Source organism: Rhodovulum sp. FJ3, assembly GCF_032918305.1.
Lineage (GTDB): Bacteria > Pseudomonadota > Alphaproteobacteria > Rhodobacterales > Rhodobacteraceae > SAT37.
Map to the genome: position 1 here is coordinate 1 of NZ_JAWJUU010000005.1, position 25194 is coordinate 25194.

Annotated in this window: 23 protein-coding genes and 1 pseudogene; 13 read left to right on the forward strand and 11 right to left on the reverse strand. The window is 61.2% G+C overall.

All coding sequences use genetic code 11. The annotated features are described in order from the left end of the window. The 7 genes and pseudogenes from R1W00_RS13975 to R1W00_RS14005 form a co-directional block, all read left to right on the forward strand. A pseudogene (locus R1W00_RS13975) lies at positions 1-135 on the forward strand (electron transfer flavoprotein subunit alpha/FixB family protein); the annotation flags it as partial. A gap of 174 nt (positions 136-309) precedes the next feature. Further along, positions 310-1317, forward strand: a complete 1008-nt coding sequence (locus R1W00_RS13980; RefSeq protein WP_317263378.1) for an ABC transporter permease — start codon at positions 310-312, stop codon at positions 1315-1317. Positions 1318-1418: 101 nt separating this feature from the next. Beyond that, entirely contained in the window at positions 1419-2423 is a 1005-nt protein-coding gene (locus tag R1W00_RS13985) for a sugar ABC transporter substrate-binding protein (protein ID WP_317263379.1), read from the forward strand. Positions 2424-2450: 27 nt separating this feature from the next. After that, on the forward strand, positions 2451-4565 hold the full coding sequence (locus R1W00_RS13990) for an ABC transporter permease (RefSeq protein WP_317263380.1): 2115 nt from the start codon (positions 2451-2453) through the stop codon (positions 4563-4565). After that, complete coding sequence (locus R1W00_RS13995; RefSeq protein WP_317263381.1) at positions 4562-5656, forward strand: hypothetical protein; 1095 nt, start codon at positions 4562-4564, stop codon at positions 5654-5656. Before R1W00_RS13990 ends, R1W00_RS13995 begins: the two co-directional genes overlap by 4 nt. Further along, positions 5656-7158, forward strand: a complete 1503-nt coding sequence (locus R1W00_RS14000) for a sugar ABC transporter ATP-binding protein (protein WP_317263382.1) — start codon at positions 5656-5658, stop codon at positions 7156-7158. The genes R1W00_RS13995 and R1W00_RS14000 overlap by 1 nt, the downstream gene beginning before the upstream one ends. A 3-nt stretch (positions 7159-7161) precedes the next feature. Next, complete coding sequence (locus R1W00_RS14005) at positions 7162-7731, forward strand: nuclear transport factor 2 family protein (RefSeq protein ID WP_317263383.1); 570 nt, start codon at positions 7162-7164, stop codon at positions 7729-7731. 48 nt (positions 7732-7779) lie between these two features. Here R1W00_RS14005 and R1W00_RS14010 read toward each other — a convergent pair whose 3' ends face one another. Next, positions 7780-8259, reverse strand: a complete 480-nt coding sequence (locus R1W00_RS14010) for a (2Fe-2S)-binding protein (RefSeq protein WP_317263384.1) — start codon at positions 8257-8259, stop codon at positions 7780-7782. Continuing rightward, positions 8259-9125: a xanthine dehydrogenase family protein subunit M gene (locus tag R1W00_RS14015; protein WP_317263385.1), complete on the reverse strand. Its 867-nt coding sequence runs from the start codon at positions 9123-9125 to the stop codon at positions 8259-8261. Before R1W00_RS14015 ends, R1W00_RS14010 begins: the two co-directional genes overlap by 1 nt. A gap of 159 nt (positions 9126-9284) precedes the next feature. On the opposite strand from R1W00_RS14015, the gene R1W00_RS14020 reads away from it, so the two are divergent. Beyond that, positions 9285-9683: a cupin domain-containing protein gene (locus R1W00_RS14020; protein WP_317263386.1), complete on the forward strand. Its 399-nt coding sequence runs from the start codon at positions 9285-9287 to the stop codon at positions 9681-9683. A gap of 77 nt (positions 9684-9760) precedes the next feature. Beyond that, entirely contained in the window at positions 9761-10561 is an 801-nt protein-coding gene (locus R1W00_RS14025) for a glucose 1-dehydrogenase (protein ID WP_317263387.1), read from the forward strand. A 57-nt stretch (positions 10562-10618) separates the two neighbouring features. On the opposite strand, the gene R1W00_RS14030 is transcribed toward R1W00_RS14025, so the two are convergent. From R1W00_RS14030 to R1W00_RS14040, 3 genes are all read right to left on the reverse strand, one after another. After that, complete coding sequence (locus R1W00_RS14030) at positions 10619-12091, reverse strand: aldehyde dehydrogenase (RefSeq protein ID WP_317263388.1); 1473 nt, start codon at positions 12089-12091, stop codon at positions 10619-10621. An 85-nt stretch (positions 12092-12176) separates the two neighbouring features. Next, positions 12177-12923: an SDR family NAD(P)-dependent oxidoreductase gene (locus tag R1W00_RS14035; RefSeq protein WP_317263389.1), complete on the reverse strand. Its 747-nt coding sequence runs from the start codon at positions 12921-12923 to the stop codon at positions 12177-12179. Positions 12924-13062: 139 nt separating this feature from the next. Then, positions 13063-13551, reverse strand: a complete 489-nt coding sequence (locus R1W00_RS14040) for a MaoC family dehydratase (protein ID WP_317263390.1) — start codon at positions 13549-13551, stop codon at positions 13063-13065. A gap of 129 nt (positions 13552-13680) precedes the next feature. Here R1W00_RS14040 and R1W00_RS14045 point away from each other — a divergent pair, with 129 nt between their 5' ends. From R1W00_RS14045 to R1W00_RS14060, 4 genes are all read left to right on the forward strand, one after another. Then, positions 13681-15069, forward strand: coding sequence for an MmgE/PrpD family protein (locus R1W00_RS14045; protein ID WP_317263391.1), 1389 nt, complete (start codon positions 13681-13683; stop codon positions 15067-15069). Positions 15070-15437: 368 nt separating this feature from the next. Further along, the gene (locus R1W00_RS14050; protein WP_317263392.1) at positions 15438-16616 is read left to right on the forward strand and encodes a CoA transferase; all 1179 of its coding nucleotides are present in this window, start codon (positions 15438-15440) and stop codon (positions 16614-16616) included. After that, positions 16616-17242, forward strand: coding sequence for a nuclear transport factor 2 family protein (locus R1W00_RS14055; RefSeq protein ID WP_317263393.1), 627 nt, complete (start codon positions 16616-16618; stop codon positions 17240-17242). The genes R1W00_RS14050 and R1W00_RS14055 overlap by 1 nt, the downstream gene beginning before the upstream one ends. A gap of 3 nt (positions 17243-17245) precedes the next feature. After that, entirely contained in the window at positions 17246-18181 is a 936-nt protein-coding gene (locus R1W00_RS14060; RefSeq protein WP_317263394.1) for an NADP-dependent oxidoreductase, read from the forward strand. Between the two features lie 69 nt (positions 18182-18250). Here the strand turns inward: R1W00_RS14060 and R1W00_RS14065 are convergent, their stop codons facing one another. From R1W00_RS14065 to R1W00_RS14090, 6 genes are read right to left on the reverse strand one after another with little or no spacing between them, the layout of a single operon-like run. Next, positions 18251-19054, reverse strand: a complete 804-nt coding sequence (locus R1W00_RS14065; protein ID WP_317263395.1) for a shikimate dehydrogenase — start codon at positions 19052-19054, stop codon at positions 18251-18253. Positions 19055-19096: 42 nt separating this feature from the next. Continuing rightward, positions 19097-19900 (reverse strand): enoyl-CoA hydratase/isomerase family protein, encoded by an 804-nt coding sequence (locus R1W00_RS14070; protein ID WP_317263396.1) that lies wholly within the window; start codon positions 19898-19900, stop codon positions 19097-19099. A 9-nt stretch (positions 19901-19909) separates the two neighbouring features. Next, a complete protein-coding gene (locus R1W00_RS14075) occupies positions 19910-21118 on the reverse strand; it encodes an acetyl-CoA C-acetyltransferase (protein ID WP_317263397.1) in 1209 nt (402 codons plus the stop codon). A gap of 16 nt (positions 21119-21134) precedes the next feature. After that, positions 21135-22295: an acyl-CoA dehydrogenase family protein gene (locus R1W00_RS14080; protein ID WP_317263398.1), complete on the reverse strand. Its 1161-nt coding sequence runs from the start codon at positions 22293-22295 to the stop codon at positions 21135-21137. Position 22296: 1 nt separating this feature from the next. Next, positions 22297-24261: an AMP-binding protein gene (locus R1W00_RS14085; protein ID WP_317263399.1), complete on the reverse strand. Its 1965-nt coding sequence runs from the start codon at positions 24259-24261 to the stop codon at positions 22297-22299. Next, positions 24258-25148, reverse strand: coding sequence for a CoA ester lyase (locus R1W00_RS14090; protein WP_317263400.1), 891 nt, complete (start codon positions 25146-25148; stop codon positions 24258-24260). The genes R1W00_RS14085 and R1W00_RS14090 overlap by 4 nt, the downstream gene beginning before the upstream one ends. Positions 25149-25194 lie beyond the last annotated feature (46 nt).

Genomic DNA, 25194 nt, shown 5'->3' on the forward strand with positions numbered 1-25194 from the left:
CTTGCAGGCATGAAAGACAGCAAGATCATCGTCGCCATCAACAAAGACGAAGAGGCCCCCATCTTCCAAGTTGCAGACTACGGCCTCGTCGCAGACCTCTTCGAAGCAGTCCCAGAACTCACCGAAAAGCTCTGACCTAGGTCGGGGCGGTTAGGCCGCCCCACCAAATAATGAACACCGTTTTTCCGGCTTACCTCCCACGACAAGGGCTTTGGCACGCCGGTTGCTAATTTTCCGACCGACGCCCGCGGGGGTTGCAGCTGCATGACCGTTGAGGAGGGGCGAGGCAAAACACAGGGAGAGAGTGTCGTGAGCGATACGTCAACACAATCACGCGGCAAAGGTCATTGGACACGCCATCTGACACAGGAAACGATCGTCTTGGCACTGACCGTTGCGATGTTCGCGATGTTCTCTTTCATTCTCGACAACTTCTTCTCTTCGGGGAACGTCATCACCCTGCTGCGCAGCGTCTCGGTTTTGGGCATGTTGGGTCTGGGCATGGCGATCACGGTTATCGGTCGGGGCGTGGACCTGTCGATGGTGGCGACCATGGTGGTTGGCATCGTGTGGTCCCTGAAGCTGCATCAATCGGGGATGGATTTTGTGACCGCCCTGATCATCGGTGCGGCCTTTGCCATTGTCATGGGCATGATCATCGGGATCATCGTCGCCTATGCGGAAATTCCTGCCGTGTTCACCACACTGGCCATGGGGCCGGTTATTTTCGGCATCGGTAACGTCGCCTTTTTCACCGAAGACACCCATAACGCACCCGCCGATGTGGAATGGCTGCGCGCCCTTGGGTTTGAGCGTTTCCTTGGTGTGCCCGCGTCGATCTATATCCTCGCGGCCTCGGCGTTCCTCGTGTTCCTGTTCCTGCGCTATACCCGCTATGGCCGCTCGATCTATGCGATCGGGGACAACATGCTGGCCGCGCGCCATACCGGTTTTCCGGTGCGCCCGATGCTGGTCGGGAAATACGTTCTGGCCGCGCTGATCGCGTTCATGGTCGGCCTGATCTTCACCGCTACCAACTCGGGCATCAACACGCGTCTGGTCTACACGACGCTGGTTTATGACGTGCTGTTGGTTGTGGTTTTGGGCGGCATTGGCCTGAGCGGCGGCAAGGGCGGTGTGCGCAATGTGATCGTCGGCACCCTGTTCGTGGGCGTTCTGCTGAACGGGATGACGATCATGAACCTCAGCTACACCACCCAGAATTTCATCAAAAGCCTTGTGATGCTGGTCGCGCTGATTGCCGAGACCATGCTGAACCCGCGCGACGAACAGACGTCGCAGTCGGGCGACATCTAAGACCGGATACCGCGGGCATTGCGACCCGCGGCACCCATCGCAGGCAAAGCCCTGCACCAAACCTGCGGGGGTAGCCCGCAATTTTCCAAGGGAGGAAAACCATGAAGAAACTAGCGCTTGGCCTTGCGGCCCTTGCCATGACCGCCGTTTCCGCCGGTGCCCAAGAGGGTCTGGAGAACGAGAAACGCTCGGCCTATATGAACAAACTCGAAGGCAAACGTGTCGTCTATATCCCGATGAACATGAACGCCGACCTGACCATTGCGTGGCATGCGTTCCTGCAACGTCAGGCCGAAGAGCTTGGCTATACCGTTGATCTGCGCGACCCGAACTGGAGCACCGAAGCCGGTGCGCGCGCCCTAACCTCGGCCATCTCGGAAAAGCCCGACCTGATCGTTCTGCAAAACCCCGACGTGCAATCCTATGCCCGTCTGATCCAGCAGGCCCAGCGTCAGGGCATCAAACTGATCCAGTTGAACATGGAGAGCCTGACCCCCTCCGACACCTATGTCGGTGCTGATTGGCAGGGCATCGGCTATGCCGCCGGTCAAGAGGTCGCCAAACATTGTATGTCCGACGGCGCACCGTCCAAAAAGGTTGCGATCACCATGGGTGTGCCGACCGCACCGGTGGACCTGTTCCAGATCTACGGCTTCCGTCAGGCCCTCGAAGAGGCCGGTGGCGGCTTTGAAATCGTGTCGCAACAGGCGGCCGGTTACGACCCGTCCAAGGCCAACTCGATCACCGCCGCCGTTCTGCAACAGCACCCCGACCTGTGTTCGGTATTCGGCATCTGGGACGGTATGGACGCCGGTTCCGGTGCCGCCGTCAAAGAGGCCGGCATGCAGGATAGCGTCTATGTCGTAACCTCGGGCGGTGCGGCGCAGGCCAGCTGTGAAAAGGTCGCTGATGGCACCTATGACATGTACATCGGCTATGACGCACGGATGCAGGGTGCTGCCCTGAACGTTCAGGTGTCGCGCCTGCTGCAATCGGACAAGCCTGCGGGCGATGACTCGGTTGTTTACTACACCCCCAACTACCGACTGACCGCAGACAACCTGAACCCGGGTAGCTGCTGGACCTACGAGTCCCTCGAAAACTAATCGCACGACGAAGAGGAGCACAGGCATATGAGCCTTTCCGAGACTTTTGTCCGCGCGCGGTCAAAATACTTCCCCGATCACATGATCGGGGAGGTCCTGACCAAGCGCTGGTCCGACAACGCCGTCCCTTTTGCGGCGTTGATCCTGGTGGTTGCTGTGTTTGGCACCATCAACCCGTCCATGTTCTCGTCCTTTGGACTCTTTGATCTGGCGGGGCAGGTGTCGGAATACGGGCTGATGGCCATTGCTCTGACCGTCGTGATGATTGCAGGCGGGATCGACCTGTCCATCGGGTCGATCTTTGCCCTGTGCGCGCTGACCATTCTGGCCGCACTGAATGTTTACAACCTGCCGCTGGGTCTGGCGGTGCTGATGACGGTTGGCGTCGGCGCCCTGTGCGGGGCGGTGAACGGGTTGCTGATCGGGTACATGCGGTTGCGGGCGTTTCTGACGACGCTGGTGACGCTGATCATGTTCCGGTCGGTCTATGAAATTATCATGCCGAATTTCGCGACCAAGATCGTGATGGGCCTGCCGGATTCCTTTATCTGGAACGAAATGGGGCTGGGGTCGCTGGGCGGCCTGCCCTATGCGGTCTATCTGGCCGCGATCATCGCGATTGTGTGGCACATCCTGTTGTCGCGATCGCGTCCCGGTTGGCAGATGGCCGCCGTTGGTGGTTCGCGTCGCTCGGCCTTTAACGCAGGGATCAAGGTCCGCCGCGTTGTGTTCATGACCTATGTCTATTCGGGCATTCTGGTGGCGCTGGCAGCGGTGTTCTACGGCGCGCGTCTGAACGGGATCGGCACCGACACGGGTGTCGGCATCGAAATCACCGTCCTGACCGGCGTTGTTCTGGGCGGCACCACCCTTGGGGGCGGGCGTGGCTCGGTCGCCAAGGCGTTGATGGGGACGGTGATCGTTCTGATCCTACAAAACGGCCTGTTGCAGATGGGTCTGCTTGGCACGACTTCGGCGATGATCCTTGGTCTGGTCCTGTTGTTCGGGGTCTGGGTCGATGTGCGCTGGCTGAAGAACCGCGAGAAACTGTTGAACAGCTCGTATGTCTCGCCCGCCTATCTGAAACTGCCCGATGCGCCCGACCCCGAGGACGGCGGCGTCTATGCGGTGAACGATGGTCTGGCCAATTCGAAACCTCTGGCGCTTGGCGATGTCGAAGGCCCCGAGGACGTCGCAATCGACAAGGACGGAAACCTCTATTCCGGTTCGCGTCACGGTGAAATCCATCGCTGGCTGGCCCCTGATTACACCCAGCACGAGATTTTCGCCCATATCGGCGGCGGCACCTACGGGATGAACTTTGACAAGGACGGGAACCTCTGTGTCTGCGTTGGCGGCATGGGTCTCTATATGGTCACGCCCGAGCGCGAAGTGGTCAAACTGACCGATGAAACCAACCGCACGCCGTGGTCGATCATCGACGACAGCCGCCTGCGTCTGGCGGACGACCTTGATATCGCACCCGATGGCAAGATCTTCTTCTCCGAGGCGACCTATCGCTATTCCGGTCACGAATGGCAGGTGGATATGCTGGAGAGTCGCGGCAACGGGCGGATCATCTGCTATGACCCCGCGACCAAGACGACCAAAACGGTTCTGGGCAACCGTATCTTCCCCAACGGGATCGTCTGTCTGCCCGACAACCAGTCGCTGTTGTTCTGCGAGACATGGGCGTGCCGCCTGATGCGGTTCTGGTACGACGGTCCGAACAAGGGCAAGGTCGAAGAGGTCATCGGCAACCTGCCCGGCTATCCCGACAACATCAACCGCGCCTCGGATGGCAACATCTGGCTGTGCCTGATCGGGATGCGTGCGCCGGTTCTGGACATGGCGATGACCCGCCCCGGGTTCCGCCGCCGCATGACGCGCCGCGTTGCGCCTGCGAACTGGCTCTATCCGAACATCAACATGGGCTGTCTGGTGAAAATCACCCCCGAGGGTGAAGTGATTGAGGCCTTCTGGGACAAGGATTGCGTCAACCACCCGATGCCGACCTCGTGCAAAGAAGACCGCGGTCACCTGTTCATCGGCGGCGTCTCCAACAACCGCATCGGCAAATGGCCGATCCCGGGGGCCGATCCCGAATGGTCCGAACACAGCAAATGGGAGCAGAACACATGATCCGAGCACTCCTGGATCGGACCGACAAATTTCTGGGACGCGGCAAGTATTCGATCGCTGTTCCGGTGATGGACGGTCCTCTGCACCCCAATCACAAGCTGGACCACGCCGAGCATCTGTTCGACGCCACGGACATCGACAACCTGACGCTTATCGGCACCGACATCTGGTGCAGCAGCGGCGCCGCGTTGCTGCGCGTGTCTGCGGACGGCACCCCCGAGGTTGTCGACACGTTCGACGCGCCCATCACCTGCCTGGCGGCCTCCGGTGACGGAGCAACGGCCATCGGCGTTGATGGCGGCGGTATCTACATCCGCGGTGGGGCCCATAACGGGCGCCACATCGAAAAGCTGGGCGGGAATGCCCTGAAATGCGCAACGGCGGTCGCGTTCGAGGATGACCACAGCCTTGTCATCACGGTCGGCGCGCGCGACCGCGTCCACGCGGAATGGAAGCGCGACCTGATGGCCCAAGGCCGCACCGGCGAGGTGTGGCGCGTCGACCTGACCAACGGCACGGGCAAGAAGCTGGCCGGTGGTCTGGGCTATCCCTATGGCATCTGCCCCAGCCCCAACGGCCTGGCCGTGTCCGAGGCATGGGCGCACCGCATCATCCTGATCGGCGAGAGCGGCCAAATCACCCCCATGCTTGAGGACCTGCCTGGCTATCCCGCGCGCCTCGTGCCCGATGCAGCCGGTGGCTATGTTCTGGCCGTGTTTGCCCCGCGCAACCAGCTGGTGGAATTTGTACTGCGGGAGCCAGAGTTCCTGCACGCCATGACAACCCAAGTGCCGTCCGATCACTGGATCGCACCGAAACTGATGTGGGGTCAGGGGTTCAAGGAACCCATGCAGGGTGCCGCCCTGAAAACCATGGGCATCATCAAGCCATGGGCGCCGACATGGTCCTATGGATTGGTTGTGTCGCTGGATGACGGGTTTGCCCCCGTGGCCAGCTATCACAGCCGCGCCGACGGCAACCGCCACGGCGTGACCTCGGTCTGTGCCCAAGGCGACAAGATCCTCGTCGCGTCCAAAGGCGCGGGCGTGTGCGTTGCCCTATCCCCGAATACCGTTGCGGAGGCGAACTGATGGATGTGATCCTTGAACTCAAACAGGCGACCAAACACTTCCGTGGCGTCTATGCGATCCGTGGCATCGACCTGCAATTGGCGCGGGGCGAGGTGCATGCGGTTCTGGGCGAAAACGGGGCCGGTAAATCGACACTGATGAAGGCCCTTGCCGGTGTGCACGAACTGTCGGACGGCGAAATCCACATGGAGGGCAAACAGGTCCATTTCCACAGCCCCAGCGACGCCCTAGAGGCGGGCATCGCCATGGTGTTTCAGGAAACCAACCTCGTGCCGTCCATGACGGTGGCCCAGAATATCTTTCTGGGGGATGAGAAGTTCCTGAACCGTCTGCGTGGTATGCACATCGACGCCCAGCAATACCTGCTGTCGATGAACTTTGACGTTGAGGCGACGGCGCTGGTCAACACGCTTGGCGCGGCGCAACGACAGATGGTCGAGGTCGCCCGCGCCACGCACCACAACGCCAAGGTCATCATTTTCGACGAACCCACAGCGACCCTGACGCCCGAGGAAAAGAGCTATTTCTTTGGCCTTGTGCGTCGTCTCAAGGAAAAGGGTATCTCGATCCTGTTCATCACCCACGCTCTGGAAGAGGCGCTGCAATATTCCGATCGCCTGACGATCATGCGCGACGGGTCCTTGGTCGAAAGTGGCGACACCAAGGATTTCGACCGCGATTCAATCGTGCGTGCCATGGTCGGTCGCAGTCTGGAAAATGAACTCTACGGCTCGCGCAAAGGGATTGAGGTTCCGGTGCGCAAACCCGGCAAAAAGCTGTTGAGTGTCGAGAACGTCACCAAGGGCAAGATCGTGCGCAACACCTCGTTCAGCATCTATGACGGCCAGATCACCGGCATGTTCGGTCTGGTCGGCGCAGGGCGGACCGAGACGATGCAGATCGTGTCGGGCGCAATCAAACGGGACTTCCTGAACGGCGGGGAAATTCGTCTGGACGGCAAACCCGTGCGCTATCGCGTACCCCGCAAGGCGGTGAATGACGGCATCGTTTACATCACCGAGGACCGCAAGCTGGACGGGTTCTTTGAGACCATGTCGATTGCCGAAAACATCTGGATGGGTGATCTGGCGGGTGGATCAAACCCCGCGTCCATCGTGACCATGACCAAGGCCAAGGAACTGGCCGCGCAATGGACCAAAAAGCTGTCGATCCGCGCGATCAACTCGTCTGCCAAGATGCTGGAACTGTCGGGCGGCAACCAGCAAAAGGTCGTCATCGCCAAATCGCTGGTGCAAAAGCCGCGTCTGGTGGTGTTTGACGAACCCACGCGCGGTGTGGACGTGGGGTCCATCGTGGAAATCCACGATCTGATCAACGAACTGGCCGATGCGGGCATTGCTGTGGTTCTGATCTCGTCCTACCTTCCCGAGGTGCTGGCCCTGTCCGACCGCATTCTGGTCGCCCGTCAGGGTCAGGTCGTCGAAGAGATGACCGCACATGACGCAACAGAGGAACGCATCATGTATGCGGCGGTTCACTGATCCATGTCTGAGACAGACGATTTGAAACAGCAGGTGCAGGCGCTGACCGACGAGGTCCGGCGCCTGCGCGACCACGAAGAAATCCGGCAGGCGATGTATGCCTATGCGCGCGGTGTGGATCGGGGCGACGCCGAGTTGCTGGATTTCGCATTCCACGCCGATTGCGACGACGATCACGGCAATTTCCGTGGGGATAAGGCGACCGCGCTGGCCGCTTTGGCCAAAAGCGCGGCAAACCCCGACGTCACCGCATCCATGCATCATCTGGGCAATATCCTGATCGACCTGAACGGGGATGAGGCCAATGTCGAAACCTATTTTATGGCGTCCCAGACCCGCGTCGAGGGCGGCAAGACGTGGACGCGGGTGCGCTCGGGGCGGTATCTGGACAAGTTCGTGCGCGAAGATGGACGTTGGCAGGTGATCAAACGCGTGGTCATCGATGACTGGAGCCGTCTGGATGAGGTCGTCACACCCGCGCGCGAAGTAGGGCCGGACAACAACCACGGCACGCGGGATCGCACCGATCCGTCCTATGGCGTGCCGGGATTCGCCGATCGGCATAAAGCCTGAACAAAAACGGGGGCCACGCGGCCCCCGATCTGTTTCATGCGCCCGCCCTTAGGCCGTTTCGCGCATCTCGGCGGCGGCGTTTTGCACCGCGCGAATGATCTTGTCATAGCCCGTACAGCGGCACAGATTCCCCGCCAGCCAGAACCGGATTTCGGTCTCGGTCGGGTCAGGATTGCGTTCAAGAAGGTTCTTCGCGGCAACCACGATCCCCGGTGTGCAGAATCCGCATTGCAATGCCGCGCCCTCTAGGATGTGGCGCTGCACGGGGTGCAGGTGCCCATGATCGGCAACGCCCTCAACCGTGGTGATCGTGCGCCCCTCGGCCTCACCGGCCAGCATGAGACAGGAACAGGTGACGCGCCCGTCGACCTCAACCGAACAGGCGCCGCAATCGCCCGAGCCACAGCCCTCTTTCGCGCCGGTCAGGTTCAACTCATCGCGCAGAACCGACAAGAGGGTCTGATCGGGGCGGGCAAGGAATTCCACCTCATCCCCGTTGATCGTTGTGGTGACATGCAGTTTCGCCATCAGACCTCTCCTTTGGCGCGGGCCAAGGCGCGGGTGGCTGCGCGCTTGAAAATGGTGCCCGCAATGCGGATGCGATAGGCGGCTGATCCGCGTTTGTCGTCAATCGGCTGGCATGCGGCCTGAACCGCCTTGGCCGCCGCATCCAGCGCAGCGTCATCAAGCGAAGTGCCAATCAGTGCGGCGGCCGCATCGGGCACAAGACGCGCCGTCGGCGCAACAGCGCCAATGGCCACACGTGCATCCGTACAGATACCCGCCGCGTTCAGGGTCAGGTTCACCGCGACGCCTACAACGGCGATGTCCATCTCGGTGCGCGGCGTAAACCGCACATAGGCGTCACCCGCGTGCACGCCGCGCGCGGGCAACGTGATCGCGGCGATCACCTCGCCCTTGGTCAATGTGGTGCGACCGGGACCGGCAGGAATGTCGGCGATGGGCATCTCTCGCACACCATCGGGCCCGATCACGGTGGCCACGGCACCTGCTGCGATCATCGCGGGGACGCTATCGGCCGCAGGAGAGCCATTGCACAGGTTGCCCGCCGGTGTTGCCTTGGACTGGACCTGCATCGACCCGATGAGGTCGATGCCTTCGCACACACCCGGCCATGCGGCGCGCAAATCGGCGTGCTCGTTGATCTCTGCCCCGCAAACCGCCGCGCCAATGCGAAACCCGCCGTCATCGGTGCGGGTAATCTGTGTCAGGTCGGGAATGCGTTTGATATCGACAACAAGGTCGGGCGCGCGCAAACCCGCGGTCATCTGGACCACAAGATCGGTGCCACCGGCCAGAACATGGGCCGGTCCCGCGCTGTTTGCCAGCATCGTGACGGCCTCATCCACAGTGGTAGGAGCTGAATATTGCATGGGTTTAGCGTGGCAGGTTTCGCGCGCGGGTCAATCCAAACCAGCCCTATTTAACATAGCCCCCACCTATGTCAGCCTTCGGGCAAAATCCATCGGCTTAGTCCGCCGTTTCGGCAGGGCCCGATCCGATCTATTTTCGCATCAAAACCGGAGGGATACATGCTTATCAAACGAAACGGCAGCCAAGCGTCCAGCATCGGACCCGTCGAGAACTTTAGCGGCCACGCGCGCCGCGATCCGATCCACACCGCGCCCGAACCGTCGCGTCTGGCCGCGGGTCAGGTGACGTTCGATCCGGCGGCGCGCACCGTGTGGCACACCCACCCCGTTGGACAGCTGTTGATCATCACCTCGGGCTGTGGTCGCGTCGGCACGTGGGACGGCGACATCCAAGAGGTCAAGGCGGGCGACACCGTCTGGTTCGAGGCGGGCGAAAAGCACTGGCATGGCGCGGGTCCCGACACCGCCATGTCCCATATCGCCGTGACCGAGGTCGTCGATGGGTCTGCCGTTGATTGGCTGGAACCCGTATCGGACGATCAATACACCACGAACTAGGCCTCCCACCCCGTGCCGCCGTTGCGGCTTGGGGGCAGACGGGGCAATGTCAGAGCAATTGGACGATGGGGGACGACATGGGACGTCTGGACGGGAAAACGGCGCTGGTCATTGGCGCGGGCACGGTTGATGGCGGATGGGGCAACGGCAAGGCCTGCGCCGCCGAATTCGCCCGCCAAGGGGCGCGCGTGGTCTGTGTAGATCTGGACGGAACCTTGGCCGAAGAGGCCGCCGAAACCATCCGCGCCGAAGGGTTCGACGCGACTGGCACCGCCGGAAATGCCACCGTTTCGATGGACATGAAGGCGGCGGTCGATCTGGCGGTTTCGACCTATGGCGGCCTAGATATTCTGGTCAACAACGTCGGTATCGTCGTACGCGGCGGGGTGGTGGACCTCCCCGAAGAGGACTGGGATCGCGCCTTTGATGTGAACCTGAAATCGGCGTTTTTGGCGATGAAGCACGCCATTCCCGCGATGATCGAAACGGGGGGCGGGTCGATCATCAACATCTCGTCCATTTCGTCACTGAAATACCTGAACAAACCCTATGTGGCCTATTATTCGACCAAGGCCGCGATGAACCACATGACCCGCGTCACGGCGGCGCAACATGCGCCTGATCAGGTCCGCGTCAACGCCATCGTACCCGGTCTGATGGACACGCCGATGGCCAAGGCTTCTGCCGAGCGGAACTGGGCCGATACCCCTGAACAGATGGACGCCTATTGGGCCGCGCGCACGGCACAGGTGCCGATGGGATGGCTGGGCGATGCATTTGATATTGCAAAGGCGGCGGTGTTTTTCGCCAGTGACGATAGCCGCTGGATCACCGGTCAGGCATTGGTGGTGGACGGGGGCACGACGCTGGGCCTTTGATGCGCTGACCCGCCTGAAATGAAACGCCCCGCACTGTAATGGTGCGGGGCGATGTCATTAGGCGATGCTGTCGGCGTAGTCTTTGGGGACGCCGATGGATTTCAGTTCGAGATAGGCCTCGAACCCTTCCCAACCGCTTTCGCGACCGGTGCCGGATTCCTTGACCCCGCCAAACGGCGCATGGAAACCGAAGGGCGATCCGTTGACCTCCAGCACGCCGGTTTTAATACGGTCGGCCACAGAGACGGCGCGCTCAACATCCTGCGAAAAGACCGACCCGCTTAGGCCGTAAACCGAGTTGTTGGCGATCCGGATGGCGTCTTCTTCGTCCTCATAGGCGATAACGGCCAGAACGGGGCCGAACACCTCCTCCTGTGCCAGACGCGACTCCGCATCGACCCCCGAGAACAGGGTCGGCTGCACAAACCAGCCGTGGTTCAGGCCCGCCGGACGACCAAGGCCACCGGCCTGCAAGGTCGCGCCCTCTTTGACGCCAAGATCGATGTAGTATTCGACGTTATCGCGTTGCTTTTGACTGACCATCGGGCCGATGTGGGTCGCCTCGTCCAGAGGGTCGCCAACGGGCATGGATTTGACCATTTCCGCCAACGCCTCAACCACCTCGGCCTCACGTTTCTTGGACACAAGGACGCGGGTTTTCAGCGTACAGATCTGACCCGAATTGCGGAACGACAACAGGCGCATCGCCTCGACCGCCGCCGGAATGTCGGCGTCGTCAAGGATGATCCCCGCCGATTTCCCCCCCAGTTCCAGCGTGATCGGACGCAGCAACTCGCCGCATTTCGCGGCCAGATGGCGCCCCGCGCCGGTTGAGCCGGTGAACGTCACCTTATCCACACCGGGGTGCAGGGCCAGATATTCGGCCTCGCCACGGTCACAGGTGATGACGTTGACGACACCCTCGGGGAAACCGGCCTCATCGATGAACTCGGCCAAGAGATAGGCGCTGAGCGGGGCAAGCGAGGCGGGTTTCAAAACCACGGTGTTGCCCGCCATCAAGGCCGGACCCAGCTTTTGGATCACGGTCATCATCGGCGCGTTCCACGGCGTGATCAGCGCGGCCACGCCTTTGGGCTGACGTCGCACCAACGCATTGCCCGAGGGCGATTGGCGCAGCTCGGTCCATTTGACGGTGTTCAGGGCAAGATCGCTGTGCTCATCCATCATCATCAAGGGCACGGTGGTCTGGATCGTGCGGGATTGCGTGATGGGGCTGCCCATTTCGGCGGTGATGGCTTGGGCCATGTCCTCTTGGCGGGCGGCAAAGATGTCGCGCAAACGGCCAATGGCGGCGACCCGTTCGGCCACGGGCATCTTGGGCCACGGGCCATGATCAAACGCCTGACGCGCGGCGGCAACGGCCGTGTCCACATCCGCGCGCGACACCTTGGGAACCTTGGCAAAGACCTCTTCGGTAAAGGGCGAGATCACGTCCAACTTGGCGCTAGAGTCCGGCGTGATCCATTTGCCGCCGACGTAAATCGTGTCTCTGGAATAATCTGTACCCATATCTGACAATCTCCATGTCTTTATCGCGACACACGTCGCGGTTGCCCCAAAGGGCGCAATCCCTGTGCCAAAACGGCCCTGTGGATCAGTACCGACCGCCCGTCACGTGCAGAACATCGCCGGTGATATAGCTGGCACGTTCCGAGGCCAGAAACGCGACCGCGTCGGCCACATCCTCGGCCTCACCCACACGGGGGATCGGGGTGGTCTTGATCGCGTTGTCGCGGATTTTCTCATAGGCGGGGTGGCTGCGGACAAAGGGCGTGTCGATCATGCCCGGTGCGACCGCGTTGGCGGTGATAAAGTTGCGCCCGTTCTCAAGAGCCATTGCCTTGGTGAACCCGATCAGGCCCGCCTTGACCGCAGAATAATTCGCCTGTCCGGGGTTGCCGTTGTGCGCACGTGAAGACATGGAAATGATCCGCCCCCACTTCTGGTCGGTCATATGGGGCAGGACCGCGCGGGTGCATAGAAACGCGCCCTTCAGGCCCGTATCCACGACCAGATCCCAGTCGCTTTCGCTCATCTTGGTGATGCGCCCGTCACGCGCCAAACCGGCGTTGTTGATCAGGATATGAACGGTCCCGAACGCCTCGACGGCCTGCTCGACCATGGCCGAAACGGCGGCCTCATCGGTGACATCGGCAGCCACCCCAAGGGCCGACCCGCCCGCGTCGGTGATGTCGCGCGCGACGGCGGCGGCACTTTCTTGGTTGATGTCGGACACGACGACATGCGCGCCCTCGTGGCCAAACCGGCGCGCGATCGCGGCGCCAATACCACTGCCCGCGCCGGTGACGATTGCGGTCTTTCCGCTTAGCCCAAGGTCCATTCTGCGCCCTCCCGATAGCATCCACTTGCCGGTCCACTGACCGGTTGTTCATCCGCTATAGCCGGTGAAAACACCGCGCGGCAGGGGGGCGTCCCCTGCCCTAGCCACGGACGATAGAGGGCATAGCCCGAGGCTGTGCTCAGGTGGTTTCGGGCGGGTTTTTCAACAGCATCAGCCCCGTGCGTTTCAGAACGACAACGATCTCGTCGCGTTGGTTCACGCCGCGGGTTTCAAATTCGACCAAACCGGCATTGGGGCGCGATTTCGACAGGCGCTTGGAGACGACCTCGGTCTCGGTATAGATGGTGTCGCCGATGAAAACGGGGTTGGGGAATTTCACGTCGCTATAGCCCATATTGGCCAGCGTCGTACCAAGTGTCAGGTCCATGACCTGCACCCCTGCGACGAGAGACAGGGTAAAGTTCGAGTTCACCAAGCGCTGTCCGAACATCTGGGTTTTGGCGTATTCCTCATCCAGATGCAGCCACGCCATATTATGCGTCAGGGCCGAAAACATCAGGTTGTCGGTTTCGGTCACCGTGCGGGTGATCGCGTGTTTATAGACGACACCGGGTTCGAGTTCTTCGTAGTATTTGCCGGTCGCCAGTTCTTTGTAATTCGCGGGCACGGTGCCTCCTTGCAGGGGTATTCTTGGGAAACCATAGGGCGGTCCTATCCAGGTTTGCGCCGGTGATCTCTGCTGCGTAATAGTTTCAAGTAACGCAGCTTTTTCCAGTCAGGCAATGGACCCAAAACCATGAGCGACAATAGTCAAAGCCTTGAGCGCGCCGTGGCGCGTTTCGTGGTGAACTACAAATTTTCGGATATCGATGAGGCGACGCTGAACGCGGCCAAGGGTCTGATCAAGGACCAATTTGCCATTCAGGTCGGCGCCTCGGTCCTGCCTTGGTCACAAAAAACACTGGCGTTTCGCAACCCGCGTCCGGGCAAGGCGACCATCGTCAACCACGACACACCCGCCGCCGCCGTAGACGCCGCCTATGTCAACGCCAGCTATGGCCACGGGTTTGAATACGACGACTTTTTCGGCAACGCGCATCCGGGTTGTGCCGTTGTACCCGCCGCCTTCGCCATGGCCGAGGAACTGGGCGCAGACATCGAAACCACGCTGACGGCGATGGTTGTGGGGTATGAAACCTATGTGCGGATCGGCAAATGGGGCTCGCCTGCGGTGTTGAACCAAGGCTGGCAGCCCCATGCGATCTGGGCGGGGTTCGGCATCGCCGCACTTGCCGCCAAGATGTATGATCTGGACGAAGAACAGACCTTCCACGCCCTTGCCATTGCCCTGTCCCATGCAAGCGGTCCGACCGAATATGCTTCATCCGGCGGGTCGATCAAACGCATCCACGCCGGTATCGCCGTGCGCAACGGGATCGAGGCCGCCGAGTTGGCCCGCGCAGGCATCACCGGTCCGCGCAATTTCCTGACCGGCAACCGTGGCCTTTACAAGATGTTCTGCGATCTGGACGTGGGTGCCGAGGCGATTGCCGATTTCGCCCCCGATGCGCCGAACCTGATGCCCGGCCTCAGCTATAAGGCCTATTGCTGTTGCGCCTGTACGTTCTCGTATATCGAGGCGATGCAAACCGTTCAGGACCGCGCCTCCGACATCACCCGCATCGACGCCCGCCTGCAGACCATGGTCAACAGCATCGTCGGCACGCGCAACGCCAATATCTATACGCCCTCGAACATCGAAGAGGTGCAGTATTCCCTGCCCGCGCAGATGGCCCTGTCGGTTCTGGGCCACGGCAACGGGTTTCAGGCCCACCATGCGATCCTAGAGGGGGCGCTTGACCTTGGGCCTGGCTCGGCAGTGCGTGAAATGTTGGAAAAAGTGCATATCGAAATCGACCCCGCGCTGGACGAAAAATACAAATACTTCGTCGCGGATGTGACCGTGCATTACGCCGACGGCACCACGCAGGATATCTTTCAAGAGCAATCCACCGGTTCGCCGATGAAGCCGTTCACACCCGAGGCGCATCTAAAGAAACTGGATGATCTGACCGAAACCGTGATCGGTCTGAAGCAGGCCCACCGCCTGTGGGATCTGGTGGACGGGATGCAACCCGCCGGTGCGGTCACTGATCTGACCGCCCTGTTGGTGCCTGGCGCCTAAGGTGTCACGCGTCCACCCCCAGAAACGGAAAATGCCCGCGGCCTATTCGGGCGCGGGCATCTTGGCATCAGGTCGGATCGGTTCGATCAGGCCTGAGCGGGAACGCCGTGCTTGCGTGCAAACAGACGGGCAAAGATGCTCTTCAGCATTTCGGCGCGTTCTGCTTTGGCGGCTGCCACGACGGACTGATCAACATCAGCGTACATATCGTTTTCCTCATTCATCCAAGACATCGTCTCTGCAATGCAACATAGTTTTGCTGCGCCGCAGAGACAAGGCGCAGGCAGGCATATCCGCTATGCGTCTGCGTGAAGTGCGACCGTTTGGCGCGCGCATTCCCCGTCCCCACACAACCGAAAGGCCCCATCATGTCCGGTATTCTTGAGGGCATCCGCGTTCTGGATTTCGGACGCTGGATCGCCGGTCCCTATTGCGCGCATATTCTGGCAAGCTTTGGCGCCGAAGTGACCCGCGTCGAGCGTCCCAAGGGCGAAGATGACCGGTATTTGATGCCTGTGACCGCCCATGGCGAAGGCGCGCAGTTCCTGCAATGTAATGGCGGGAAACGGTGCCTGACGCTTGCCATGACCTCGGATGAGGGACGCGCGGTCATGCGCCGTCTGATCGAACAGTCCGATGTGGTTGTGGCGAACTATTCGCCCGGCGCGCTGAAGTACTTTGGCCTTGATTACGACACCCTGAAATCCATCAAACCAGATATCATTCTGGCCAGCGCATCCGCCTATGGATCTGAGGGGGATCTGGCCGAACGGATCGGGTTCGACGGTGTGGGGCAGGCCGTGTCGGGCGCGATTTACCTGACCGGAGAGCCCGGATCGCCCACCCGCGCGGCCACCGCGCCGATTGATTTCTCGACCTCTCTGTCACTGGCATATGGGACGTTGGCCGCGATTATCGGGCGGATGAAAACCGGCGAAGGTGCCCATGTCGAGGCGTCTTTGGTCGGCACATCGTTAAACATCACCAACCAAATCCTGATGGAAGAGGCGACCGGATTTCGCCACCGCGAACCCACCGGCAACCGTAGTCCGATGTCCAGCCCCTCGGACATTTTCCGCGCCCGCGACGGGTGGTTCATCATGCAGGTGATCGGACAAAAGGTCTTCGCCCGCTGGTGCAAGGTCATCGGACGCGAGGATCTGTTGGACGATCCGCACTATGCCAATGACGATCTGCGCGGGGAAAATGGCGCGGACCTGAGTGCGATCATGCAGGAATGGTGCGCCCTGAAAACGCGCGACGACTGTATCGACATCCTGAACAAGGCCAATATCGGCTGTGGCCCCGTCCTGTCCCCCGCCGAGGTGATGGGCGGCGCGATGGATTTGCGCGCGACCTACATGCGCGAAGTGGACTTCCCCAACTCTAACCCCGTGCCGATCGCTCCGCCCCCTGCCCGCCTGTCACGCGGCGCGGTGCCGGTGTCGCGTCCGCCTCTGCTGGGCGAACATACAGATGCGGTTCTGGCCGACTACGGGTTTAGCACGGACGAAATCGCCGCCCTACGCAACGGGGGAACGGTGTAATGCCCACGGTTGAGCAGATGGTGACGGACCTCTGGGACCGTGAGCAAATCCGGCAATGCCTGCACCGCTATGCACGCGGGGTGGATCGATTTGACCGCGACCTGATCCGGTCGGCGTTTCACGACGATGCGCTGGACGAACACGGGAAATTCGTTGGCACACGGGACGAATTTGTCGACTGGGCCCTGAACATGCACGAAACCGCGCAACAGTCCCATCAGCACTGTTTGCTGAATCATTGGTGCGATCTGGACGGGGACACCGCCCATACCGAGACCTATTTCATGTTCACTGCGATGAACCGCGCGGGCAAGCCCCTGACGATCGGGGGTGGGCGCTATATCGACCGGCTGGAGAAACGCGATGGGATCTGGCGCATCGCCGCGCGGGTCACCCTGCGCGATTGGTCGGACCTTGATCACATTCCCGACGCCACCGACCTGTCCGCGATGACCTCGACCGCCGCTTCGCTCAGCGCCGAGGAACGCGCCTTTATGAACGCCGGTCGTGGTCCCGCGCGGGGTCCCGATGACCCGTCCTATGACCGTCCCTTGACCGTTGATCCCGCCCGTCGCGCCGCCTATCGCGCGCTGATCGGGGCGGATGACATTTCCCGAAAGGATTGAACAATGCACGCTATTACATTCACCGAATTCGGCGCCCCCGAGGTCCTGAGCATTACCGATCTGCCCGATCCCACACCTGCGGCGGGTGAGGTGGTGGTCAAGGTCTCGGCCACGACGGTGAACCCCACCGACCTGATGATGCGCAACGGCGCGCAGGCGGGCATGATGACCGACCTGACCCCGCCCTATATCGCGGGAATGGAGTTTTCCGGCACAATCCTGAACGGCGGGGACAGCGGCATGGCCGAAGGCACGCCGGTCATTGGCGTTCTGAACCCGCGCACGCCCAGCGGCGGCTCCTACGCCGAGCAAATCGCTGTGTCGGCAAAATCGGTCGCGCCCCTGTCCGGCGATGTTGACCTAGAGGGGGCCGCGACGGTGCCGATGAATGCCCTGACCGCGGCGCTTGCCCTCGACTTTCTGGACCTGAAGCCGGGTCAGAGCATCCTGATCACCGGCGGTGCGGGGATGCTGGGCGGCTCAGCGATACAGTTGGCCAAGGCGGCGGGCCTGACGGTTCTGGCCAACGTCGCAGATAAAGACGCGGACATGGTCGCGGGCTTTGGGGCCGATCACATCCTGCCGCGCAACGATTTCGAGGACGCCCTGCGCGCAATCGCGCCGGACGGGGTCGACGGGATGATCGACGGCGCCCTGATCGGCCAAGAGGTCAGCCCCCTGATCCGTGATGGTGGCGGCGCGGTATCCCTGCGCGGCACGTATAAGATCGACGATCCCCGCCTGCGGGTTCTGAATGTGTCCGTCCTGAAAGGGATGGAGGACACCGCGACCCTGACCCGTATTGCAGACCTGATCGGATCGGGTGGCCTAAAACCCCGCGTGGCCGAGATCCTCAGCTATCGCGACGCCGTCAAAGGCCACCAGATGACCGAGGCGGGCGGCATGCGCGGGCGCGTGGTCCTCAGCTTTGATCGCTAAATCCCTCCGATAAACGCAAAAGGCCCGCGCATCACCGCGCGGGCCTTTTCATTTCCGGTGCGCGGACGCTTATTTCCAAGCGTCTTCGAGGAAATCGCACATCACATCCAACACCGCGACAACCATCGCGTCGCCATCGGCGGTTTTGCAACCGGCAGCCTTGGCAGCCTTGATGATCTTGGTATCGCCATGACCTGCGATGACATCGCCCACGAACATGTCTGCGGTCAGCTTATCGCCATCAATCGGCATCGGGTCATTATCGTCCATGCCCATCGACGTCGCATTACAGACCAGATTGAAACCGGCGGGATCGTTGGTGTCTGCAACACGCACGCGATCGCCGACCTTGTCCTTCAACAGGCCCACGATGCGTTCTGACCGCGCGCGATCCAGATCGTAAACGGCAACCTCGGCCGCGCCCTGTTCCAGCATGGAAATCACGATGGCACTGCCCGCGCCGCCGGCCCCCATCACCAGAACCTTGGCCCCGTCGACCGTTGCGCCATTGTCGATCTGCGCTTTGACAAAGGCATCACCGTCGGTGGTGTGCCCGAACCATGATCCGTCCTTATTACGGCGGATCGCACTGACCACACCCAGCATTTGCGACGTTTCCGACAAGGTCGCGCAATATTCCACGCCCGTGATTTTGTGCGGCATCGTCAGGCTAAGGCCATCCACGTTCATCGACGCGGCCAGACCGTCCATCACCACCTTGAGCTGCCCCTCGGGCACCTCCATCGGCAGGGAAATACAGTTCATCCCGCGTTTGGCCATGTGCTTGCTCAGCCAATCGGGCGAACGTGCGTATTTGATCGGATCGCCCAACAGCGGATAGAGACGCGTTGCGCCGTTCAGGTTAATTGTCATCGTTGACCTCCCTCTGGGTCAGGACCTGCACGTTTGGTGCCGTTAGTCCTTACGTTTGAAATCCGGTTTGCGTTTTTCTTTGTGGCTGAGCAAACCCTCCCGCACATCAGGACCACGGAACCCGAGGAATTCCAGCCCCAGCGACGCGTCAAAAATCGCCGCGTTCTGTTTGTAGAACAGGTTCATCGACCGCTTGGTCCACTGGATGGCCTCTTGGGCCCCGTTGTTCAGCTTGCCAGCAACCTTGCGCGCGGTGTCCAGCAGTTCGTCATCCTCGGCACACATCGAGACCAGACCGATCCGCTCGGCCTCTTCGCCGGTGATCGCCTCACAGACCATCAGATAGTATTTCGCCTTGGCCATGCCGCACATCAACGGCCAGACCATCGCCGCGTGATCGCCCGCCGCAACGCCCAGACGGGTGTGGCCGTCCACGATCTTGGCCGACTTGGCCGCAATCGAAATATCGGCCAGCATCGCCACGATCAGACCCGCCCCGACGGCGGGGCCGTGGATTGCAGAGATCACCGGCTTCGGGAAATCGATCATTCCGTGGACCAGATCCTGACATTCGCGCAGAACGCGGGTCAGGGTCTTGTAGCTCTCAAGCTGATCCTCGATCAGATCAAAGCTACCGCCCGCCGAAAACGCCTTGCCCGCGCCACGGACCAGAACAACGTTCACATCGTCGTCGCGGTCAATCACCCGCCAAACGGCGGCGATGTCGGAATGCACATCCGCATCCACCGCGTTCAGGTTCGGACCGTCAAAAATGATTTCAAGAACACCCGGTTCGTTCATTTCGAACGACATGGCAAAGTGGCTGTATTTATCGAGTACACTCATCGTCAAATCCTATGTCGTCCGTTCGAACACAGCGGCAAGGCCTTGGCCCCCGCCGATGCACATGGTTTCAACCCCATAGCGGGCGTCGCGACGTTCCATTTCACGCAAGAGGTTGGCAAGGATACGCACGCCCGTCGCCCCGACCGGATGACCAAGGGAAATCCCCGAGCCGTTCACGTTCAGGCGGCTGTCCTCGGGCGAGACATCCCACGATTTGAGACAGGCCAGAACCTGTGCGGCAAAGGCTTCGTTCAGCTCGATCAGATCAAGATCACCCATGCCCAAACCGGCCGCGTTCAGCGCCTTTTCAACGGCGGGGACAGGGCCGATGCCCATGCGTTCGGGCCCGACGCCCGCCAAACCCCAGCTGGTCAAACGCGCCAAGGGCTTCAGGCCCAGCGCCTCGGCCTTTTCGCGCGTCGTCACGATACAGGCCGCGGCGGCGTCGTTCTGGCCGGACGCATTGCCCGCCGTGACGGTCGCATCGGGGTCGTTTTTACCAAGGATCGGACGCAGGCCCGACAGGCTCTCGGCGGTGGCATCGGGACGGATATGTTCGTCGGTGGCGAACTCAACCTCGCCCTTGCGGGTCTTGATCGTGACCGGCACCATTTCGTCGGCAAACTTGCCCGACGCCGTCGCCGCAGCCGCCTTGGCATGCGAACGCGCGGCATATTCGTCCTGTTCGGCGCGGCTGATCGAAAAGTCGCGGCGCAGGTTTTCCGCCGTTTCAATCATGCCGCCCGGCACCGGATAGAATTTCCCGCCCGATGTCACGCGCCCGCGCCCGATGCGACAGTGGAATTCGCTGTCGCGCCCTTTCAGGCCCCAACGCGCGCCCATGGTATAGTATTCCGCTTGGCTCATGCTTTCGGCGCCGCCCGCGATCACCAGATCGGCCGCCCCGGTTTGCACATACATACAGGCGTTGATCACCGCCTGCAGACCCGAGCCACAGCGCCGGTCGATCTGTGTCCCCGGCACCGAGATATCAAGTCCCGCGTCAAGCGCCGCAATCCGCCCGATCGCCGGGGCCTCGGACCCCGGATAGACCTGTCCGAAAATCACGTCATCGATCATCTCGCTGGTGACGCCGGTCCGGTTGACCAGTTCCTTGACCACAGTCGCCGCCAGATGGGCCACCGGCACATCCCGCATCGTGCCGCCATAGCCCCCAACGGGGGTGCGGATCGGTTCGCAAATTACTGCGTCGCGCATAGTTTTCACTTCCTCATTAATACGACCGCGGCAGGCCCAGCACCTTGTCCGAAATGAAATTCAGGACCATTTGCTGGCTGATCGGGGCAATTTTCAGATGCCGCGCCTCCATCCAGAAGCGCGAAACGTGGTATTCGGTGGACATGCTGAAACCGCCGTGGAACTGCATGGCATTATCAGCAGCCTGAAAGCCCGCGTCGCTGGCCAGAAACTTGGCGGCGTTCGCCTCGGGGCCGCAGGGCTGACCGGCATCAAACAGGCGCGCGGCCTTTTGAGTGATCAGATCGGCGGCCTCTAGGCGCATCCAGCTTTCGGCGAGGGGATGCGCAACCGCTTGGTTCTGGCCGATGGGCCGATCAAAGACCACGCGATCCTTGGCGTATTGCGTCGCAAGGTTCAGCGCCCCGCGCCCCAGCCCGATACAGGTCTGGGCCACCGCGATCCGTTCGGGGTTCAACCCGTCAATCAAACAGCGAAAGCCCTTGCCCTCTTGGCCGACGATTTCATGTTCAAAGACCTCGAAATCCTCAAACACGATCTCGTTGCTGTCCACGGCATTGCGCATGATCTTGTCGATGCGTTTGATATCGACACCCGCCTTGTCCTTTAGCTTGGTCAGGAACAGGGTCATGCCGTCAAAGGGCCGTTCTGGATCACGCGGCGCCGTACGTGTCAGCAACAGGATACGGTCGGCGTTTTTCGAGTTCGAAATCCACACCTTGCGCCCATTCACCAGATAGCGTTCGCCGTCTTTCTTCGCAAAGGTCTTCAGGCGGGAGGTGTCCACGCCATTGTCCGGCTCGGAGACACCGAAACACATCATTTCGCTGCCTGACGCCAGTTTCGGCAGGAATTCCTTTTTCATCTCGTCCGAGCCGTGGTGGATCACCGGCCCCGGCGGAAAGACATAATACTGGAACACCGAATTGGCGTTGAACCCGCATTTCTGGCCCAGTTCGTCCAGCACAATGCCGCATTCCACAAGGCCCAGCCCCATGCCACCATAGGCCTCGGGCATCAGCATGCCCAGCCACCCGCCGTCCGCCAGCGCGTCCTTAAAGTCCCAAGGGTATTCCTTGGCCTTGTCCATCTTGCGCCAATATTCCAGATCAAACCGCTCGGCGATTTTGCCGATGGATGCGCGGATCAGATCCAGTTCAGATTGGTCCAAAGCCATTTCAAACCTTGCTTTCTTGTCGGGGCTGAACCGGTATCAGGTCCAGCGGGGTTGCAGCATCCAAGGCAGACATGTCGCCCGCCTCTTGGCCCAGATACCGCGCGCGGATCGCACGGCGCATGATCTTGCCGTTTTTGGTTTTCGGCAGCCCCTCGACCGGAATGATCTGGGACGGGATCATGGCCTTGCCGACCAGCCGCGTCACAGACGCACGCGCCGTGCCAAGATCAAAGGCCTCGGGGGTTTTCAGGGTCACAAAGGCCACGATGACCGAGCCCTTGTCGGGATCGGGCACGCCAATGACGGCGGCCTCGGAGATCTGGGGATCGGCGACGAGGGCACTCTCGATCTCGGCGGGACCGATGCGGCGGCCCGCGACCTTGATCGTGTCATCGGACCGGCCACGAATGTGCCAATAGCCGTCCCCATCAATCGCGGCCAAATCGCCATGCACCCAGACATCGTCCCAGCGATCCCAGTAGGTGGCGAAATAGCGGTCGCGATCGCGCCAGAACGCATGCGTCATACCGGGCCATGTGTTCTTGACCACCAACTCACCAATGCCTTCCGTGGCCGCGCCATCCGCGTCCAACACATCGACATCCTGCCCAAGGATCGGTCCTGCAAAACTGGCCGGTGACATCGGGGTGATGGTGTAGTTCGTCAGGATACCACCGCCGGTTTCCGTCCCGCCGGTATAGTTCAAGATGGGCAACCGCCCGCCCCCGACTGTGTCAAACAACCAATGCCACGTGGGCACATCCCATGCCTCGCCCGTGGAGGTAAACGCCCGCAAGGACGACAGGTCCTGCTCTGGCGCGCGCCCGTCCATGGCCGCGCGAATGCCGCGCGCCGCCGTCGGGGCCATGCCCAAAACGGTCACCGCGTTACGTTCGACAATCTGCCACAGCCGCGTGTCGTCGGGATAGTTCGGCAGGCCCTCGATCCAGACAATCGTCGCACCGAATTGCAACGTGCCAAGGATCATCAACGGCCCCAGCATCCAGCCCATATCGGCGATCCAGCCCAGCCGGTCATCCGCCTGAATGTCGAACCCGTACCCGAAATCCATACCGGATTTGGCCAAGAACCCGCCGTGGGAATGAACGATCCCCTTGGGCGCGCCGGTGGTGCCTGACGTATAGATGATCATCACCGGATCGTTCGGATCACAGGCCACGGTCGGCACCGGATCACACCCCCGCCCCAGATCGGCCCAGTCCAGATCGCGGGCATTGCGTGCGACCGGCCCACCGTCATGGCGGATGGTGATCACGTGTTGCAGCGACGGTGACAACTCGGCAGCGGCATCGGCGACATCTTTCATCGCGACACGCTTGCCCCGCCGTGTGGTGCCGTCGACCGTGATCAACACCTTGACCTCGGCGGCATTCAGACGCGCGGCCAAAGGTTCAGGCCCATAGCCGGAAAACGACGGAACACCCACCGCACCGATCTTGGCACAGGCCAGAACGGCGGCGGCGGCCTCGGGGATCACCGGCATGAAGAACGCAACGCGGTCACCACGTGTCACGCCAATGGACACCAGCCCTGCCGCGATCCTCTCAACCTCGGCATTCAGGGCGCCATAGGTCATTTCGGTGCGGGTGCCGTTGTCGCCCTCGTAGATCACTGCGGGCCGGTTGGCCGAGGCGGGATCGGCGGCGTGACGGGTGACACAGTTGTCCGCAACATTGATCAAACCACCGTTGAACCAGCGCGGAAAGGCATGGCCGTCGGTCGTGTCGATAAAGTCTGTCCAAGGGCGCGAAAACGCAATCCCCAGATCCTCCATCGCGCGCCGCCAGAAGTCTGCGGGCTGATCCACCGAGTACCGGTGCAGCGCGGCCAGATCGTCAAAACCCCATGCGCGCATTGCGCGGGCAAGGCGGCTACGCTCTAGCTCGGTCTTGGACGGATGCCACACGGCCGCCGACGCCGCCCCGAATGATGCACGCCCCTTCATTTCGAGGACAGTGTTTCATAAAGGGTGATGACCTCTTTGGCGGTCTTCACATGAGCCAGATCGATGTGCATACCCTCATAATCGACGGCGGCGACGCCACGGGTCAGCCCCTCCTCAAACGCATCAATCATACCCTGATAAAAGGCGACCTCCCCCTCGGTCGGCATGAAAACCTGATTGGCGATTTCGACATGTTTCGGGTGGATCGACACCATCCCGCGAAAGCCCAACCTCTTGTTTGATCGGGCGAATTCCCACGCACCGTCATCGTCCTTGAGGTCCTGCCAAAGCCCGACAATCGGGAAATCCTTGCCCGCCGCACGCACGGCCAGAACCGCCCGTGACCGCAAGTACAGCGTTTCCAGACCCTCAGGCGTGAATTCGAACCCGATCGAGCGCGACACATCCGCATCCCGCGCCGTGCCGGCAAACAGGGTCGCACAGCGCGGGCTGGCGGCCAGCATCGCCTCGCATTCGGCATAGGCTTGGGCGGTTTCCAGAGACAGAACGAATTCCATCCTGCCCGCATCGACACCATTGCGTCGCTCGTAATGGGTCAACAGGGCGTCGGCCTGAATGATGTCGCGCGCACCATAGGTTTTCGGTGGCAAAAACCCGTCGCATCCCGCGACCGCAACCACCTCTAGGTCGTCGCCCATCATCCCTGTTTCCAAGGCATTCAGACGGACGTAAATCCCCAGATCGGGATTGTCCTTGCGCAGGGATGAAATGGTTTCGGCGACCATGTGGCGGGTTTCGGATTTCATGTCGGCGGGCACCGAATCCTCAAGATCCAGGATCAACGCATCCGCACCGGCGGCGACGCCCTTTTCTGCCCACCCTTGGCGGTGCCCCGGAACGAACAATAGCGATCTGGTAGGTTTCATATAGGCGTCTCCTCTTTGTTTCTGAGTGGCAGATCGACTTAACTGC